This window comes from Dehalococcoidia bacterium (assembly GCA_030018455.1).
Taxonomy (GTDB): Bacteria; Chloroflexota; Dehalococcoidia; order DSTF01; family JALHUB01; genus JASEFU01.
The window spans coordinates 1-16540 of sequence record JASEFU010000008.1 but is presented as its reverse complement, the minus strand read 5'-3'; the positions used below and the strand labels follow the sequence as shown (position 1 = coordinate 16540).

Here is a 16540-nt window from a genome sequence, read left to right as displayed (position 1 = left end):
GTGGTAAGAAGCCGCGCCTATCAGCCAACGGCGGTATTCCTTCGCTAAGCCTTTGCTATGACTTGCAGGCCGCCCAGGTAGGGGCGCAGCGCCTCCGGCACGACGATTGAGCCGTCACGCTGCTGGTGCGTCTCCATCACCGCCGCCAGCGTCCGCGGCAAGCCCAGCCCCGATCCATTCAGCGTATGCACGAACTCGGGGCGCGCCCCTTTCTCGCGGCGGAAGCGGATGTTCGCGCGTCGGGCCTGGTAATCGGTGCAGTTGGAGCAGGTGCTCACCTCGAGCCACTCGCCGGAGCCGGGCGCCCACACGTCCACGTCGTAGGCCTCAGCGGCGCTGAAGCCCAGGTCGCCCGTGCAGAGCTGCTTCACCCGGAAGCGCAGACCCAGTCCGCGGCAGACGGCTTCGGCGTCGCGCACCATCGCCTGCAACTCCTCGTCCGATAGCTCGGGCTGACAGAACTTGTACATCTCCACCTTGTCGAACTGGTGGCCGCGCTTGATCCCGCGCACATCCCGGCCGGCGCTCATCTTCTCGCGGCGGAAGCAGGGCGTGTAGGCGACGTAGCGCAGCGGCAGCACACCCGGCTCCATGATCTCGTCGCGGTGGAGGCTGGTCAGCGGCACCTCGGCCGTAGGAACGAGCCAGACGTCGTCCTCCACGTCGTGGTACAGGTTGTCGCGGAACTTGGGGAGCTGGCCGGAGGCCCACATCGTCTCCTCCCGCACGATGAATGGCGGATAGACCTCCCTGTAGCCCTGCTCGCGGTGCAGGTCGAGCATCCAGGCGATGAGGGCGCGCTCGAGCCGCGCTCCCGCGTCTATCAGCACGTAGAAGCGCGAGCCCGACATCCTGGCGCCGCGCTCGAAATCGATGATGCCCAGGCGCTCGCCCAACTCCCAGTGGGGCCGCGGCTCGAAGTCGAACGGCGGCGGCTCGCCCTCGGTGCGGACGATGACGTTCTGCTCCTCGCCTTCGCCGACGGGCGTATTAGCGCTGGGGATGTTCGGTAGCTCCTGCAACAGGCCGTTGAGCCGCTCCTCGATCTCTTTCACGTGTGGCTCGCGGGCGCTAATCTCCTCCGATACCCGGCGCATTTCCTCGATCAGCTTGCTGCGTTCCGCCTCGTCGCGCGCGGCGCCGACGCGCCTGCCGCCGGCGTTGCGCTCCGCCTTCAGCGCCTCGATCTCGACCAGCAGCTCGCGCCGCTTTCTGTCGACGTCGAGTATCTGGTCGAGGCCGTCTTGCATGCCGCGGTCGATGAGCGCCTTGCGCACCGTCTCCGGGTTCTCACGGATGAACTGCAGACTCAGCATGGCTCCCTCGCCTTCAGCAAGCGTCGAACCGTCGCAATCGCCCGCAGCGCCAGGAGCCGGACGTCATCGGGGACGCGCGCGGCGGCGCCTCCACCCGCAGCGAGCGGCTCGTTCCGCTCCAGCCGGCCCTCGTCGACCCATGTCAGGGCGCTTTCGTCGCGCCGGAGCGCAGGCGGCCGTCCCCGCACGGAGCAGAAGTAGATGAGGTCGACGTGCTGGTGCGGCGGCCCGGCCTCGAAGCTCCTCTCCAGGAGGACCGTATGGGGCGCCGGCAACTGTTCAGGGTAGTCCAGACCGAGGGGTTCCTCCTCCGCCACGATCTCAGCCTGTAGCCCCGTCTCCTCGCGTATCTCGCGCAGCACCGCCCCGGCCGGGTCCTCGTTCTCCTCAACGTGGCCGCCGGGCGGCACCCACATCTGGAGGAGCGGGTGCCAGAGGAAGAGGGTGGCGTCTTCGTGGACGACGAAGCCGGTGACGGTGAAGTGTTTCTTCATCAGAAGCCGATTCTAGCAGCCGCGTGTTGCCACGTCGATAGAGAGTGGTCTCCCTGCCAAGGCACCGACGCTGCCCCGCGCCTCGCTGCCGCTTCCGCCAACATTTGCGCCGATCTTCCCACCTGCCTGCCGGTAGGGAGGCCCACCCGCCCGCGAGGCGTCTTGAACAATCAGGGGGACACCCCTACCCTGCCGGCAGGCGGGCCCTGAAACCCCCGGCAGAGGGACACCCTCTGCACTCCCGAAACCCGGAGAAGAGCAGGGCCGTCAGCCAAGAAGAGAAAGCGGGAACGCTTCGAGCGATTCGAGGACGAGGTCTGCTTCGGGCAGCGGCGGAAACGCCGTGGAAGCGCCCCGCATCTGCACTGCGAACATCCCCGCCGCCTTCGCTGCCGCGATCCCCGTCGGCGTGTCCTCCAGCGCGACGCAACGCCCCGGCTCTCTGCCCAGCTTCTCCGCCGCGTACAGGTAGATGTCGGGCGCGGGCTTGCCGTGCTCTACCATCGTCCGCGAGACGATGACGTCGAACGAACCGTCGAGCCCCGTCGCCTCGAGCAGCGAGGCGATCCAGTTCGGCCACGCGGAAGAGGCGAGCGCGTACGGCACCTTGCGCGACCGCAGCTCCTGTAAGAGCCACCGCGCTCCTGGCAGCGGCTCGCGCGGCCGTCGCAGCAACTCCTCCATCGCCTTATCGTAGCTCGCGACGCACTCCTCGTACTTCTCCGGCGGCAGGCGGAACTTCTCGATTACGGCGCCCCACGTCACCTCGACCGTCGTGCCCATGATCGCCGTGTTCTCGCCCTCGCTCAGCCGCACGCCGAATCGCGCCAGCACCCGGTTTATCCCTTCCAGGTACGCCGGCTCGCTGTCGGCGAGGACGCCGTCCATATCGAAGATCACGGCGTGGAAGCGGCCCAACGTTAGTCCTTCGTGCGAAGCTGCGGGAAGAGGATGACCTCGCGGATGGAGCGCTGGCCCGTGAGGAGCATGACCAGCCGGTCGATGCCGATGCCGAGGCCGCCCGTGGGGGGCATGCCGTGCTCGAGGGCGAGCAGGAAGTCCTCGTCAAGCATCTCGACCTCTTCCTCACCGGCGGCGCGACGGCGCGACTGCTCGAGGAAGCGCTCTCTCTGATCGAGCGGGTCGTTAAGCTCCGTGTAGGCGTTGCCCAACTCGAGGCCGCCCGCGAACGGCTCGAAGCGCTCCACGAGGTCGGGGTTCTCGGCCTTGCGCTTGGCCAGCGGCGAAAGCGGCGCAGGGTAGTCCATGAGGAACGTGGGCTCGATGAGTCTGGGCTCCACCCGCTCCGACAGCAACTCATCGATGAGCTTCGCCCAGCCGGCCTCTTCCGGCACCTCGATTCCCATGCCATGGACGACGGCGCGCAGACCGGCCTCATCGCGGCGGTACTGTTCGAGTTCAAGCCCCACGTACTCGCGCAGCGCCTCATGCACGGTGAGGCGTCGCCAGGGCGGCGCGAGGTCGATTTCGCTTTCGCCGACAGTAAGGCGGGTCGTGCCGAGCACTTCCTGCGCCACGTAGGCCACGAGTTCCTCGACCATTGCCGCTACGTCGTTGTAGTCGGCGTAGGCCTCGTAGCTCTCCATCATCGTGAACTCAGGGTTGTGCTTCGTCGAAATCCCCTCGTTGCGAAAGATGCGGCCGATCTCATACACCTTGTCGAACCCGCCTATGATCAGCCGCTTGAGATAGAGCTCGGTAGCGATGCGCAGGTACAGGTCGCGGTCGAGCGCGCGGTGGTGAGTGACGAAGGGCCGCGCTGCCGCGCCGCCCGCCTCCGGCAGAAGAACGGGCGTCTCGACCTCAAGGAAGCCGCGGTCGTTCATGTACTGCCGGATAGCAGCGATTATCTGCACGCGTGTGCGGAAGAGATCGCGCACCTCCTCATTGGCGACAAGGTCGAGGTAGCGCTGCCGGTACCTGGTCTCGGTGTCCACCAGGCCGTGCCACTTCTCGGGAAGCGGGCGCAGCGACTTCGCGAGCACCACGTATCCCGCCGCCTCGACCGTCACTTCGCCGGCGCGCGTGCGGAACAGGCGGCCGTGCGCCCCGAGAAAATCGCCCAGGTCGATGTCTTCGAGCATGGCGTACGCCTGAGCGCCGAGCGCGTCGCTCTTAAGATAGACCTGGATGCGGCCGCTGCCATCGCGGAGGTCGGCAAACGTCGCCTTCCCCATGTCGCGCATGGCCGTGAGGCGGCCCGCGACCGTGACCTCCGGCGCCTGTTCCACGGGCTTCGCTTTCTCCCATTCGAGAAACGCCTCGACTGCCTGCCGGGCGGTGTGAGTCCGCCTGAACCGTGGGGGATAAGGATCAACTCCCCGAGTGCGCAGTCGCTCCAGTTTTTCCCGCCGGAGCTGATAGCTTTCTTCTCTTCCCGCCATTGAATAGTCCTGGATAATCGATGGCGGGCGTCCGCCGTCCGGCCTCGCCCGCCCCGCTCGCTTACTTCAACGTTGCTGTCAGGATACGTCCGTGATCGTGAGCCTGAGCGTTCCCGCCGGCGCCTCGATGAGTACGGCGTCGCCGACGCCCTTGCCGATCAGCCCCTGACCGACAGGCGATTCGTTGCTGATGCGGCCCTCCCGGGGCTGCGCCTCGGCGCTACCTACGATGGTGTAAGTCTCCTTCGTGCCCTTGGGGGTAAGGACCGTGACCCTGGAGCCGAGCTGCACCTTCTTCGAGCGGTGCGCCTCCTCCTGGTTGATTATCTCAGCGTTGGCGATTATCTTCTCGAGAGTGAGGATGCGGCCCTCTACGAACGCCTGTTCGTTCTTCGCGTCCTCGTATTCGGCGTTGTTCTGCGTACTCGCCAGCTCCTTGGCCTGATGGATACGCGTGGCTACTTCCTGGCGGCGCACCGTCCGCAGGTATTCAAGCTCTTTCTCCAGCTTGGCCAAGCCCTCTTTGGTGAGGGGAACCGGCTTCTCCGGCATCTCGCTGCTCCTGAAACGTTACTGAAAAAAGAGACTGAGCGCGCCGAGCCCTCAGTCGCTTGTATATACGGTGGCCTTATTATAAAGAGCGGGCCGTCCGTTGTAAAGTGGTCTCCCCTATCATGTCAAGTAATCGGCAGTCAGCGCGCCTCTCTGAAGCGGCGGTTCGACACTGAGGAGGGGCGGCTTCCGGCAGCGAAAACCGTCGTGCTAAAATGACTGAACGCAGCCGACCGTCGTATTGGTCCCCTCTGTGATCGGTGGAGGAGATGGCGGGAAGACCACTCAGTCTGTTTCCACTCGTTGCGTTGCTGTTCCTCGCGGCCGCGCTGGGAGGCGCAGCAGGCGGAGTCACCGTCCACTTTCTCGACGACGATGACTCGGGCCGTCCTTCGATCGTCTCTGAGCCCACGGACGGGCCGCAGCCGACCAGCGCCGTCGACTCGCCGGACGCCGATGTGGCAGGTGAGGCGGCGCGCTCGGTAGTCACGGTCGTCAACGAGCTGCTGCCCGCCAGGAACACGTTCGGCGATGCGCTGGAATCGGTAGCGGTGGGCTCCGGCGTGATCGTCGACAGTGACGGGTTTATCGTCACCAACGAGCACGTCGTCCGCAACGCCGCCCGTCTCACCGTGGTCATGCCCGGCGGCGAGGAACACGAGGCAACCCTCGTCGCGGCGGACGACCCCTTCACCGATCTGGCCGTCATCAAGATCGACGCGTCCGGGCTGCCCGCCCTTCGCTGGGGCGATTCCGATGCGCTGCGGCCGGGTGAGAAAGTGATCGCCATCGGCACCGCCCTCCACGAGTTCGAGGGGTCGGTAACCGTGGGCGTCGTCAGCGGCCTGCACCGCCGCTGGGCCCGCGAGGGCGTGGTTATGGAAGACCTGGTGCAGACGGACGCCGCCATCAATCACGGCAACAGCGGTGGCGCGCTGATAAACTCGCGGGGCGAGCTTGTCGGCATAAACAGCACGATAATCCGCAGCACCGACGGCGGCGACATCGTCGAGGGGATCGGCTTCGCGATTTCCAGTAAGGTGGCGGCGCCGATTGTCGACGCCATCATCGCCGACGGGCGCTATCCGAGAGCGTACCTGGGCATCGCGCACCAGGACGTCGATCCATCGCTTGTCCCGCTGGGCCTTTTCTCCGACCGGGGCGCCCTCGTCCTGCGCGTCTCCCCCGATACTCCCGCCGACGAGGCCGGCCTGCTCGAGGGTGATATAATCCTGCGGATGGGCGACATGGACCTCACGCCTGACATGCCCTTCATCAACGCCCTTGGCAGGCTCCCACCCGACGCCGAAGTCGACTTTCTCGTGAACCGCGAGGGCGAAGAAATGACCCTGCGCGTGAAGCTGGTGCCGAGAGACCGATGACGGACGAGGAACCCGGCCCGTTCGACAAGATACTGCGCCAGGAGCCGGAGCGGCGCGACCGGCGCGCCCCCTTCGTCATCGGCGCGATGATCGTCCTCGGACTCTTCCTGCTGGTGCTCGTACTGCCGCCCGTCTCCATACTCAGCGGAGGCGGAGGCGACGGCGACGGGGGCGCTGGAGAGGAGGTGAAGATCGAGGCGAAGGCGCGCAAGAACATGCCGTCTCTGCCCGAAGGGCTGGAGGCGGTGACCCCTCTTTACGACATTTCCGTCTCGGGCGAGATTGAAGGGCCCACCCAGATCACCCTCAGCCTCCCATCGCCCCTCGGGAACGCGCGCGGCCTTTCCTTCTACACGTTCGAGGACGGCGAATGGCGGCGCATCGCATCCGTCCGGCTTGCCTTGGAAGGCGCCGCCGCCCAGGCGGACCTGGCCGAAATCCCCGGCAACCTCGCTGTCCTGAAGAGCACCGGCGCCCCCAACGAGCTTTCAGGATGGCTGCCCGCCGGCTCGCAATTGAACGCGGAGGCGGCGCCGCTCCTCTCCGTGCTCAACCCGGTGGCCTTTGCCCCCGCCTTCGACGGCTCGCTCATAGGTGAGGCGCCGGCGCCCCCCGAAGGAGAGCCTGCCTACGAGGTCCAGCCATCGGTGCGCGCCTCCACGCCGGAGGAGACGGAGGCCGTGAACGCGATCATGGGCTCCCCTGACCTGCGCGACGCCCACATCGACGCCATCCTCGAAATGGCGGAGTCCGGCCCCTACGGGGGCGTGGATATCGACTACGGCGCGCTGGACCCGCTGCGACGGGACGAGTTCACGGAATTCGTCGCCGCCCTCGCCGAGCAGTTGCACCGACGCGACCTCGCGCTGACGCTCACGGCGCCGCTCCCCATCCTTCAGGGAAGCGAGTGGGACACCGGCGCCTACGACTGGCAGCAGCTCGCGGCCGCCGCCGACACCGTTAAGATACGGCCCGACCCGGACCCGTCCCGCTACTATAGGAAGATGGAGCAGGCGCTCGACTTTCTGATCAAGGACCAGAAAATACCACCGGCGAAGCTGTCCCTCGTTCTCAGCCCCTGGGCGCACGAGAAAGGGGGCGAGGGGATACGCAACCTCAGCCTGCTGGAAGCGCTTTCGATCGCGGGCAGCATGAAGCTGGACCGCGACGACGGGCCCGTCGCCCCCGGCGGGCGCGTACGGGTGCTGGGCGAGAACATCTGTCAGGAGGATGGCGCTTCCGGCATCCACTGGGACGAGGAAGCGGCCGCCGTTTCTTTCACCTATCCCGGCCTCGGCGGCGCGCGGACCGTCTGGATCGAGAACTCCTTCAGCTTCGCCTTCAGGCTGAACCTCGTCTCCCGTTTTCACCTCGCCGGCGTCGCTCTGGAGGATGTTTCGACCGGCCCCGGCCTCGGCGACATCTGGCCGCTGCTCGACGAGTTCATGAGCACGGGGAAGGCGTCGCTCGCAAAGCCCAACGGGACGATGCTTGCCCCGCAATGGGAGGCGGAAGCGGGCGAAATCCAGGACGCCGGCGACGGATCGATTACGTGGAAGGCCCCTGACGAGCCGGGCACCTACCGGGTCGCCCTCATCGTGAGTGACGGCCTCGCCCGCCTCGGGCAGCGCCTCAGCATCGATGTCGGAGAATAGCGTCCCGCAGCGCGGCAGGGAATGCGCGTAATCGCCGGAACAGCCAGAGGACGCCCGCTCAAGGGGCCGCGCGGCCGCGATCTCAGGCCGACATCCGACCTGATCCGGGGAGCGATCTTCGATATGCTGGCGGCCATGGGCGCCGACCTTTCGCGCGTCCTCGACCTCTATGCCGGCACGGGCGCGCTGGGGATCGAGGCGCTGAGCAGGGGCGGAGGCCGGTGCGACTTCGTGGAGAAGGACGAGCGCGCCTGCCGCCTCATCCGCCAGAACCTGGAAACGACCGGCCTTTCCGAAAACGCCGCCGTTCATTGCTGGCCGGTGGAAAAGGTCTTGACGAGATTGCAGGGTCGGTATAGCCTCATTCTGGCGGACCCGCCTTACGGGGACGAAAAGGCGGAGGACGTCCTCCAGAGAATCGGCGATTCACCGCTTGTGGAGCCGGAGGCCGTAATAGTGATGGAACATTCGCGCCGGCGCCCTCCGCCCCCGGCTCTGGGCCGGCGCCCCCTCGTGACCAGCCGGCGGCACGGCGACACCGTCATTTCTTTCTATCGCGCAGGAGGTAGCCCTTGACCATCGCAATGTACCCCGGACGCTTTGATCCCGTCACCAACGGTCATCTCAATATCGTCAGGAGGGCTGCCTCGCTCTTCGACCGCGTCGTCGTCGCCGTCTACGATCTGGAGGAAGTGTTGTTCTCCACCGAAGAACGGCTGGCGCTCTTTCGCGAGGCGGTGAAGGACAACCCGGCCGTCACCGTCGAGCCGTTCCGCGGGCTAGTGGTGAACTTCGCGCGCAGCCAGGGAGCGACCGTGCTCGTGCGGGGGATCCGCGCCGTCACCGGCTTCGAGACGGAGTTCGACATGGCGCTGATGAACAAGATCATGGCGCCGGAGATCGAGTCCGTCTATCTCATGGCCAGCCTCGAGCACCTGTTCATCAGCGGCGCCCGCATCCGGGAGGTCGCCAGCCTGGGCTACGACGTGGCCGACCTCGTGCCGCCGCACGTCGCTGAGGCCCTGCGGAGGAAGTTCGGGCGGGAGTAAAGAAGGAGGCGCGAAATCGACATCCTGCACCTGATAGACCGGCTGGAAGAGCTGGTAGGCGAAGGGACGAGACTGCCCATCGGCGGCCGCGTGGCCGTCGACAGGCGCCGCCTGCTGGACCTCATCGACCAGATGCGCGTCGCCGCGCCCGGTGAGCTGCGGGAGGCGCAGGAGGTGCTTTCGCGGAAGGAGGAGGTGCTGTCGGAGGCGCGCGAGGAGGCACAGCTCATGATCGCCCGCGCCCAGGAGGAGGTGGAGGAACGTCTGAGCGAGAGCGAGATCGTGAAGGCAGCGCACGCCCGCGGCGAAGAGATCGCGCGCAAGGCGGAGGAGCAGGCGGAGGCGCTGCTCAAGGAGACGGAGGAGCGGATGAGAGCGCGGCTGAGCCAGGCGGAATCGGTGGCGGCGCAGCAGATGGACGAGGCGGACCGCTACGCGATGGAGATGCTGAAGAAGCTGGAGTCGCAGTTATCGGCGTTCCTGGCGAGCGTGCGCGCGGGCATCGAAAGCATGGAGAACAAGGCCCAGATCAGGTAGTCTGGGGGACGCCCTGCCTGCCGGCGGGCAGCCCAGACCCCCGTCGGAGGGGGTTACCCTCTCTGGACTTCCCCAGAATTGCCCCCTTACCGTGAGAGGAAGGAGGTGATGGCCGCCTTCACCTCCGCGGCGTGCTCCTCCTCCAGCAACGCCGTCCCGTGCGCCGACCCTCCGAACACGCGCTGCTCCTTGGGCTCCGGCGCCAGCTCAAACAATGTCTCCAGGCTGGTTGTCGCCGATGCGTCCCCCTCGGCGGCGATGAACAGCTTCGGCTCCCCCACCTCCGCTATCACCTCTTCCGCGTTCAACCCCTCGAACTGCGCCGGCGCCGATATCGCCACCACGCCCGCCACTTCTTCGCGCGCGGCGACCATCAGCGAGGCCGTCCCGCCCATGCTCGCGCCGACGAGATACACCGTGTCGTGGCCGCGCTCGCGCATCGCCCGCAGCGCTGCCTCGACGTCCAGGTCCACCAGCGAGAGCTCTTGCTCGCCGTCCGACTCGCCGTACCCGCGGAAGTCGAACGTCAGGGCAGCGTAGCCGGCATCCGCCAGCTCCTCGGCGAACGGGTACCACGATGTCTGGTCGCTGGGGCGCATGTGGCAGAGGATGACGGCCACATCGCCGTCGCCGAAGAGGTGGCCGCGGATGGTGATGCCGTCCTCGGTGTGGAAGCTAACTTTCTCCGATGTGAGCGGCGCCGGCGTCGGCGTCGCCTCTTCGTCGTCCCCACACGAGAGGAAGACGGCGGCCGCAATGGCGATTAGCGGCAGGAGTGCTTTCGTCCGCGCGCGCACGTTTCCACGTCCCTGACGGCCCTCATCTCACGACGATGTTCACGAGCCGCTGCGGTACGTAGATTACCCGCTGTATGGACTTTTCTTCAAGATGTGGCTTCACCTTCGCGCTCGCTAGCGCCCGCTCCGTCGCCTCCGCCTCGCCGATATCGGCCGGCACCAGGATTCGGTCGCGCAGCTTCCCGTTTACCTGCACCACGAGCGTAATTTGCTCTTCGGCGGCGAGACCCGCATCCCACTCCGGCCAGCGCTGGTTGTGGATGCTGTACGGACGCCCTGTGCGCTCCCACAGCTCTTCCGCCAGGTGCGGCGCCGACGGCGCGAGCAACAGGAGCAGCGTTTCCATTGCTTCGTTCCAGGCGGCTTCGGGCACGGGGCCGGCATCGCGGATGCGCGTCAGGTAGTTGGTGTACTCCATGAGCGCTGCGACCATCGTGTTGAAGCGGAAGCGCTCCACGTCCTCGGTGACGCGACGGATTGTCTTGTGGGTCATGCGCCGCAGCTCGCGGACGGCGGTCGGGTCGGCTTCCGCCACCGTTTTCGCGGGCGTCAGCACCAGGTTCCACACGCGATTGAGCCAGCGCGAGACGCCCGCGAGCCCGGAGTCGTCCCATTCGCCGCCCTGCTCCCACGGCCCGATGAACATGAGGTAGACGCGCACGGCGTCGGCGCCCTGGCGGGCCACGTACTCGTCGGGGGCGACGACGTTGCCGCGCGATTTGCTCATCTTCGCCTTGCCGGAGACGATGATCCCCTGGTTGAACAGCCGCAGGAAGGGCTCGGCGAACTCGACGAGGCCCATGTCGCGCGCCGCGCGGGCGAAGAAGCGAGAGTAGAGCAGGTGCATGACGGCGTGCTCGGCGCCTCCCGTGTACTGGTCGACGGGGAGCCACTTTCGGGCCAGCTCCCGCGACATCGGCCGCTCGGGGTTGTGGGGGTCGACGTAGCGGTACATGTACCAGCTCGAGCAAACGAAGGTGTCCATCGTGTCGGTCTCGCGCCTTGCCGCGCCGCCGCACTGCGGACAGCTAGTGTTGACGAACCCCTCGTGCCTGGCCAGCGGCGACTCCCCCGTCGGCCGGAACTCGGCGTCGGAGGGCAGAAGCACCGGCAGGTCCTTCTCGGGCACCGGCACCGTGCCGCACTTTTCGCAGTAGACGATGGGGATGGGCGCGCCCCAGTAGCGCTGCCGCGACAGCAGCCAGTCGCGCAGGCGGTAGCTGACCGTCGGGCCGCCCCAGCCGCGTTCCTCGAGGTAGCGGGTGACCGCAGCCTTTCCCTCTTCGTTGGGCGTGCCGTCGAAGGGGCCGGAGTTCACCATTACCCCCGGCTCGAGATAGGCCTCGCTCAGGGGACTGCCGTCGTAGTTGGGCGGGGCGATGACGACGCGCACGGGGATGCCGTACTTCCGCGCGAACTCGAAGTCGCGCTCGTCGTGGGCGGGCACGCCCATCACGATGCCCGTCCCGTAAGTGAGCAGCACGTAATCGGCGACGAGTATGGGGACGCGCTCGCCGTTGAGCAGGTTGATGCAGTGCGAGCCCGTGAAGACGCCCGTCTTCTCCCGCTCCGTCGACAGCCGCTCGATCTCCGTGATGCGGCGGCTGTTTTCCACGTACGCCTCCACTTCCGCCCGCCGCTCCGGTGTCGTCAGCTTCTCGACAAGCGGGTGCTCGGGCGCGATGACCATGAAGGTCACGCCGTACACGGTGTCGGGGCGGGTGGTGAAGACGCGTATCTCCTTTTCCTCCGCTCCCGGCGCGTCGAGGCCGAACGCGATCACCGTCCCTTCGCTGCGCCCGATCCAGTTGCGCTGCATCGTCACGATGCGCTCCGGCCACTCGATACCGCCAAAGTCGAGCAGTTCGTCGGCGTAGCGGGTGATGCGGAAGAACCACTGCTCGAGCAGCCGCCGCACGACGGGCGTGTGGCAGCGTTCGCAGGTGCCGTCGGGGAGCACCTGCTCGTTCGCGAGGACGGTCTGGCAGGACGGGCACCAGTTGGCAGGCGCCAGCCCCTTGTAGGCGAGGCCGTTCTTATAGAACTGGAGGAACCACCATTGCGTCCACTTGTAGTAGTCGGGGTCGGACGTTATGACCTCGCGCTCCCAGTCGAACATCGCCCCCATCGAGCGGAGCTGCTTGCGCATGTGCTCGACGTTGTTCATCGTCCACTCGTAGGGGTGTATCTGGTACTTGATGGCGGCGTTCTCCGCGGGCAGGCCGAAGGAGTCGAAGCCCATGGGGAAGAGGACGTTGTAGCCGCGCATGCGCTTGTAGCGCGCCTGGACGTCGGAGGGGGCCATGGCGTACCAGTGGCCGATGTGGAGGTCGCCGGAGGTGTAGGGGAACATCGTAAGGGCGTACCACTTGGGGCGCGGGTCATCGTCCGGCGTCCGGTAGAGCCCATCGGCGTCCCAGCGTCGCTGCCACTTCTTCTCGATCTCCGGCGGGTTATGCCTGTCGCTCATCTTCTCTCTCTTCTCTATGTCCGGTCTCACCGCCACCGCCGCCGGTCTGTCGCTTGATAAGCTCGTCGGCCCTGCGGACGAAAGGACGCGCCGCCAGGATGAGCAGTATCAGGACCGCTCCCAGCAGCCCTGTTAGGTACAGCTCGTGGCCGATGGCCATGCCGACGGCGGCCGTCGCCCAGATGGTTGCGGCGGTGGTTATGCCCTCGACGGTGAAGCCTTCACGGACGATTGCGCCCGCGCCCAAAAAGCCGATGCCGGTGACGATGCTTGCGGCGATGCGGTCGTCGCCTCCGCTGAGCCGCGATATGTCGCTGAAGAGCGCGGCGCCGGCGGTGACGAGCGCCATGGTGCGCACTCCGGCGGGATGGCCGCGGAGTGCCCGCTCGAGGCCGACGGCCCCGCCAAGGACGGCGGCGAGGGCGACCCTGCCCACGATCTCGATCTGGTCGATTGCGTCCAGTGCGTTATCCCTCAAACGAAAACCCCCCGTCCCAGGGACGGAGGGCTGCTCCGCGGTACCACCCTGATTTCCCGGTTGTGAAACGACGGCTCGCAGCCATCGCCGCAACCGGGACGCTCAGAGGCGCGATAACGGGCGCCGCCGTCGCCGGCTGCTTTCGCTGACCGGCGCTGCTCCCAGGCGAGTTCAGCCCTCACTTGCCGGCTCGCACCGACCGCCGGCTCTCTGGACGGGCATCGGGGCCTACTACTCCTGTTCCCCGCAGTTCTCGAATATGAATCTGGTGGAGCTGGGGGGATTCGAACCCCCTACCTTTTGTCTGCCAGACAAACGCTCTCCCAATTGAGCTACAGCCCCACGCTTTCATATCGTAGCAGATGCGAATGGCGCGGCGCAACAGGTTTGGGGACCGGCGGCCTGAAGGGCGCGGCATGAGCTTACACCGGACTTCCAACAATGCCGCGTCGTCTGCATCCCGCAACGAGAGTGTCCGGCAGCGCTCCTTGACACCACCGACGGCCCTGACCCATCATCGCCCTAGCTGACCACGGAGGTGCGCTCGACATGATGCCGCTGGAAGGTATACGCGTCCTCGATCTCTCACGCCTCGCCCCTGGGCCCTTCTGCACCATGCTCCTCGGCGATCTCGGCGCCGACGTCCTTCTCGTCGAGGCCCCCGCCGATGCGCTGCCCAGCGGCGGCGCCCGTCCCGCCCTCGCAGGCGAAGACGAAGGCGCAGAACGCGCGGCCGCCTTCAATGCCCTCGGACGCAACAAGCGCAGTATCGTCCTCAACCTCCGCCACGAGGAGGGCCGCCGCATCTTCTACCGGCTGGCGGAGACGGCGGACGTCGTCCTCGAGGGGTTCCGGCCCGGCGTCGTCACGCGGCTGGCGGTCGACTACCAGACGCTCAGAGAGATCAACCCGCGCATCGTGTACTGCTCGCTTTCCGGCTACGGGCAGGACGGGCCGTACAGCGGCCTCGTGGGCCACGACATCAATTACATCTCAATCGGCGGCGCCCTCGGCATCATCGGCTCGCCTGACGGGCCTCCGGCGATCCCCTTCAACATCATCGCCGATTTCGCGGCCGGCGGGCTGCACGCCGCATACGCCATCCTCGCCGCCCTGCTCGCCCGCGAACGGACGGGCCGCGGCCAGTACCTCGACATCGCGATGTCCGACGGCGTCATCTACCTGCTGGCGCTGCCTTTCATGCAGTACTTCGCGAGCGGCCGCCCGCTCCGTCCGGGCGCCGAGATGCTGAACGGCGGCGCCCCCTTCTACAACGTCTACGAAACGAAAGACGGCCGCTGGCTGAGCATCGGCAGCCTCGAGCCCCACTTCTACGCCAACCTCTGCCGCGCCCTTGGCCGCGAGGACTTCGTTCCGCTGCAGGGCGACACGTCGCGCTGGGACGAGTTGTCCACCTTCCTGCGCGAAGCGTTCCGAGAGAAGACGCGCGATGAGTGGTTCGACTTGCTGCGGCAAACGGACGTCTGCGTGGCGCCGGTGTACGGTCTCGACGAGGCGGCAGAGGACGCGCACAACCGGCACCGGGGCATGGTGCTGGAGATAGACCACCCGACGCTGGGGAAGGTGCGTCAGGTGGGGATCGGGACGAAGTTCTCGGAGACGCCGGGGGCCGTGCGCTCCTTGGCGCCGCGGCCCGGCCAGCACACCGACGAGGTGCTTGCCGCCCTCGGCCACGACCGGGCGCAAATCGACACCCTCAGGCGACTGGGCGCGATTAGCTGAAGGCCGTAATGGCTGTCGGCCGCTGCTTCAGGTTACCACGCAGTCCGGGCCGTTCAGGGCCCCCCGCTAGCTGCCGATCCCGAATATGAATATGCCCGGCGCATAGATGTCGGGCGAGATGCCACCCAGGCCAACGCTTATATCGCCCGACAGGATGGTCAGCACGATGGCCCAGACGGCAAAGCCGGCGATGGTTGCCACCAGCGTCTGCCCCGGGCCGGCGTTCGTCGAGGCCATGGCCGCGACGTAGCTCAACCCGAAGAAAAGCGCCACCGAAGCCAGCGCTATGCCGAAGCTGATCTCGGGGATGAACATCAGTATGCTCAGCCCCAAGGGCGCCGCCGCCATCCCCATCGTACGGACGAGCTGCTGCGGGTCGGCCTGCGCCTGGAACACCTGGGTCAGAACCACGTAGGTCACCAGCACCCACGCTACCCAAAGGGCGATCGAGAAGATGCTGCCCAGGATGGCTGACTTGAGCAGGACATCGCCTGAGCCTCCCTCAAAGTCGGAGGCGATGACCCACCAGAGCCAGCCGCCGAATCCGGCGAGAAACGTCGCTACCGCCGCCACCACAAGGGAAGAAGCGGTGGCTGTAGCGTCCAGCCGGACCTCGTCGAATACCGCAGTATCCAGCCGCAGCAACCGCATCAGACGGTTAGTCGTTACCTGGTAGTCCAATGCACGTCCTCCTTGTCCTGTTCAAGTGTCGCCCACCGATCTGTCGAGCTCCCTCTCTCACCTCCTTGCGTTTTCTTGGCGGTATTTTAGCACCCTGTTGCGGGAAAGGGTAGAGAAAAGAGCAAAAGATTTAGCGGAAGATCATTTTCTTTGCAGCAGCGGCCGCTTAGCGGGGACCCCCGCCCTTCTCGGGTAGCGCTCAGGCGTCGGCGCCGTCTTGCGGACTAAGACGAGCGTCTGCGAGTGCGCTGCGCCCGCGAGCGGCAGCGGCCATCGCCCGACGACTTCCCCATGCAGTGCCTCGAGGGCAAACGACGCCTGTTTCACCTCGCTTGACGCGCGGCTGCCCTTCGGCGCGGCGAGATGGCCGCCGACCCTCAGGAACGGCAATGCCAGCTCGACGAGCGCCGGCAGCGGCGCCACCGCCCGCGCGACCACGAGATCGAACCGCTCGCGGTACGCCGGCTGCTGCGCCGCCTCCTCCGCCCTCGCCGTCACCACCTGCGCGCCCTCCAGCCCCAGCGCGTCGACCGTCTCCCGCAGGAAGGCGCTCTTTCGCGCGCTCGCCTCCAGCAACGTCATCTCCAGCGCGGGAAGCAGGATCTTCATCGGCAGGCCGGGGAAGCCGCCGCCGCTGCCGAGATCGAGCGCAGAGCCCGGCGATGCGCCGCCGAGGACGCCGAGCTGGAGCAGGGTTGCGGCAACCGCGAGCGATTCCAGAAAGTGCCGTCGCTGCACCTCTTCGTAGTCCGTTATCGATGTGACGCCCGCCCTCCTGCCCGAGGTCGCGAGCAGCCGGTAGTAGCGCTCGAACCGCTCTAGCTGCAGCGCGTCCAGTTCAAGGCCGAGCTCGCGGGCGCCTTGTGACAGGACTTCAAGCACTGGCGCCTCCGGAAGAGAGATTATAGCAAAGCGCACGCCGGCTTGAGTGCGCTCGTCCAGATACATTCCGTACACCATAATGCCACGTGGGGAGAGGAA

The 16540-nt window shown here is 66.6% G+C and carries 16 protein-coding genes, 1 tRNA gene and 1 other annotated feature; of the genes, 6 read left to right on the top strand and 11 right to left on the bottom strand.

Annotation, left to right across the window (positions count from 1 at the left end; all coding sequences use genetic code 11):
* Positions 1–44 precede the first annotated feature (44 nt).
* The 5 genes from serS to greA form a co-directional block, all read right to left on the bottom strand.
* Entirely contained in the window at positions 45–1316 is a 1272-nt protein-coding gene (serS, locus tag QME71_09305) for a serine--tRNA ligase (GenBank protein MDI6858494.1), read from the bottom strand.
* The gene (locus QME71_09300) at positions 1310–1810 is read right to left on the bottom strand and encodes an NUDIX domain-containing protein (protein ID MDI6858493.1); all 501 of its coding nucleotides are present in this window, start codon (positions 1808–1810) and stop codon (positions 1310–1312) included. Before QME71_09300 ends, serS begins: the two co-directional genes overlap by 7 nt.
* Before the next feature lie 267 nt (positions 1811–2077).
* On the bottom strand, positions 2078–2728 hold the full coding sequence (locus QME71_09295) for an HAD family phosphatase (GenBank protein ID MDI6858492.1): 651 nt from the start codon (positions 2726–2728) through the stop codon (positions 2078–2080).
* Between the two features lie 2 nt (positions 2729–2730).
* Positions 2731–4215 carry a lysine--tRNA ligase gene (lysS, locus tag QME71_09290; GenBank protein MDI6858491.1) on the bottom strand — a complete coding sequence of 495 codons (1485 nt, stop codon included), beginning with the start codon at positions 4213–4215 and terminating at the stop codon, positions 2731–2733.
* Between the two features lie 78 nt (positions 4216–4293).
* Positions 4294–4767 carry a transcription elongation factor GreA gene (gene greA / locus QME71_09285; GenBank protein ID MDI6858490.1) on the bottom strand — a complete coding sequence of 158 codons (474 nt, stop codon included), beginning with the start codon at positions 4765–4767 and terminating at the stop codon, positions 4294–4296.
* Positions 4768–5036: 269 nt separating this feature from the next.
* Between greA and QME71_09280 the strand changes: the two genes are divergently transcribed.
* From QME71_09280 to QME71_09260, 5 genes are all read left to right on the top strand, one after another.
* Complete coding sequence (locus QME71_09280) at positions 5037–6149, top strand: trypsin-like peptidase domain-containing protein (protein MDI6858489.1); 1113 nt, start codon at positions 5037–5039, stop codon at positions 6147–6149.
* Positions 6146–7804, top strand: coding sequence for a hypothetical protein (locus QME71_09275; protein MDI6858488.1), 1659 nt, complete (start codon positions 6146–6148; stop codon positions 7802–7804). The genes QME71_09280 and QME71_09275 overlap by 4 nt, the downstream gene beginning before the upstream one ends.
* A 21-nt stretch (positions 7805–7825) precedes the next feature.
* A complete protein-coding gene (rsmD, locus tag QME71_09270; GenBank protein ID MDI6858487.1) occupies positions 7826–8380 on the top strand; it encodes a 16S rRNA (guanine(966)-N(2))-methyltransferase RsmD in 555 nt (184 codons plus the stop codon).
* Positions 8377–8853, top strand: coding sequence for a pantetheine-phosphate adenylyltransferase (gene coaD, locus QME71_09265; protein MDI6858486.1), 477 nt, complete (start codon positions 8377–8379; stop codon positions 8851–8853). The genes rsmD and coaD overlap by 4 nt, the downstream gene beginning before the upstream one ends.
* 90 nt (positions 8854–8943) lie before the next feature.
* Positions 8944–9390 (top strand): hypothetical protein, encoded by a 447-nt coding sequence (locus QME71_09260; protein MDI6858485.1) that lies wholly within the window; start codon positions 8944–8946, stop codon positions 9388–9390.
* Positions 9391–9476: 86 nt separating this feature from the next.
* Here QME71_09260 and QME71_09255 read toward each other — a convergent pair whose 3' ends face one another.
* The 4 genes from QME71_09255 to QME71_09240 all read right to left on the bottom strand — a co-directional run bounded on the left by QME71_09255 (position 9477) and on the right by QME71_09240 (position 13477).
* On the bottom strand, positions 9477–10187 hold the full coding sequence (locus QME71_09255; GenBank protein ID MDI6858484.1) for an alpha/beta fold hydrolase: 711 nt from the start codon (positions 10185–10187) through the stop codon (positions 9477–9479).
* A 22-nt stretch (positions 10188–10209) separates the two neighbouring features.
* Positions 10210–12657: a leucine--tRNA ligase gene (gene leuS, locus QME71_09250; protein ID MDI6858483.1), complete on the bottom strand. Its 2448-nt coding sequence runs from the start codon at positions 12655–12657 to the stop codon at positions 10210–10212.
* On the bottom strand, positions 12641–13135 hold the full coding sequence (locus QME71_09245) for an MgtC/SapB family protein (protein MDI6858482.1): 495 nt from the start codon (positions 13133–13135) through the stop codon (positions 12641–12643). The genes leuS and QME71_09245 overlap by 17 nt, the downstream gene beginning before the upstream one ends.
* 15 nt (positions 13136–13150) lie before the next feature.
* Positions 13151–13389, bottom strand: a binding site (T-box leader).
* Between the two features lie 12 nt (positions 13390–13401).
* Positions 13402–13477: transfer RNA gene (locus QME71_09240), tRNA-Ala, on the bottom strand.
* A 207-nt stretch (positions 13478–13684) separates the two neighbouring features.
* Between QME71_09240 and QME71_09235 the strand changes: the two genes are divergently transcribed.
* On the top strand, positions 13685–14878 hold the full coding sequence (locus QME71_09235) for a CaiB/BaiF CoA-transferase family protein (GenBank protein MDI6858481.1): 1194 nt from the start codon (positions 13685–13687) through the stop codon (positions 14876–14878).
* Between the two features lie 66 nt (positions 14879–14944).
* On the opposite strand, the gene QME71_09230 is transcribed toward QME71_09235, so the two are convergent.
* Both QME71_09230 and rsmG read right to left on the bottom strand, forming a co-directional pair.
* Positions 14945–15559, bottom strand: coding sequence for a hypothetical protein (locus QME71_09230; GenBank protein ID MDI6858480.1), 615 nt, complete (start codon positions 15557–15559; stop codon positions 14945–14947).
* A gap of 141 nt (positions 15560–15700) precedes the next feature.
* Positions 15701–16540: 16S rRNA (guanine(527)-N(7))-methyltransferase RsmG (gene rsmG, locus QME71_09225; protein MDI6858479.1), on the bottom strand; the 840-nt coding region annotated here is incomplete at its 5' end.

What these genes read in the sequence shown, in the direction of transcription:
- serS (MDI6858494.1), bottom strand. Translation starts at nt 1,316, where the DNA reads ATGCTGAGTCTGCAGTTCATCCGTGAGAACCCGGAGACGGTGCGCAAG.
- QME71_09300 (MDI6858493.1), bottom strand. Translation starts at nt 1,810, where the DNA reads ATGAAGAAACACTTCACCGTCACCGGCTTCGTCGTCCACGAAGACGCC.
- lysS (MDI6858491.1), bottom strand. Translation starts at nt 4,215, where the DNA reads ATGGCGGGAAGAGAAGAAAGCTATCAGCTCCGGCGGGAAAAACTGGAG.
- greA (MDI6858490.1), bottom strand. Translation starts at nt 4,767, where the DNA reads ATGCCGGAGAAGCCGGTTCCCCTCACCAAAGAGGGCTTGGCCAAGCTG.
- QME71_09280 (MDI6858489.1), top strand. Translation starts at nt 5,037, where the DNA reads ATGGCGGGAAGACCACTCAGTCTGTTTCCACTCGTTGCGTTGCTGTTC.
- QME71_09275 (MDI6858488.1), top strand. Translation starts at nt 6,146, where the DNA reads ATGACGGACGAGGAACCCGGCCCGTTCGACAAGATACTGCGCCAGGAG.
- rsmD (MDI6858487.1), top strand. Translation starts at nt 7,826, where the DNA reads ATGCGCGTAATCGCCGGAACAGCCAGAGGACGCCCGCTCAAGGGGCCG.
- leuS (MDI6858483.1), bottom strand. Translation starts at nt 12,657, where the DNA reads ATGAGCGACAGGCATAACCCGCCGGAGATCGAGAAGAAGTGGCAGCGA.
- QME71_09235 (MDI6858481.1), top strand. Translation starts at nt 13,685, where the DNA reads ATGATGCCGCTGGAAGGTATACGCGTCCTCGATCTCTCACGCCTCGCC.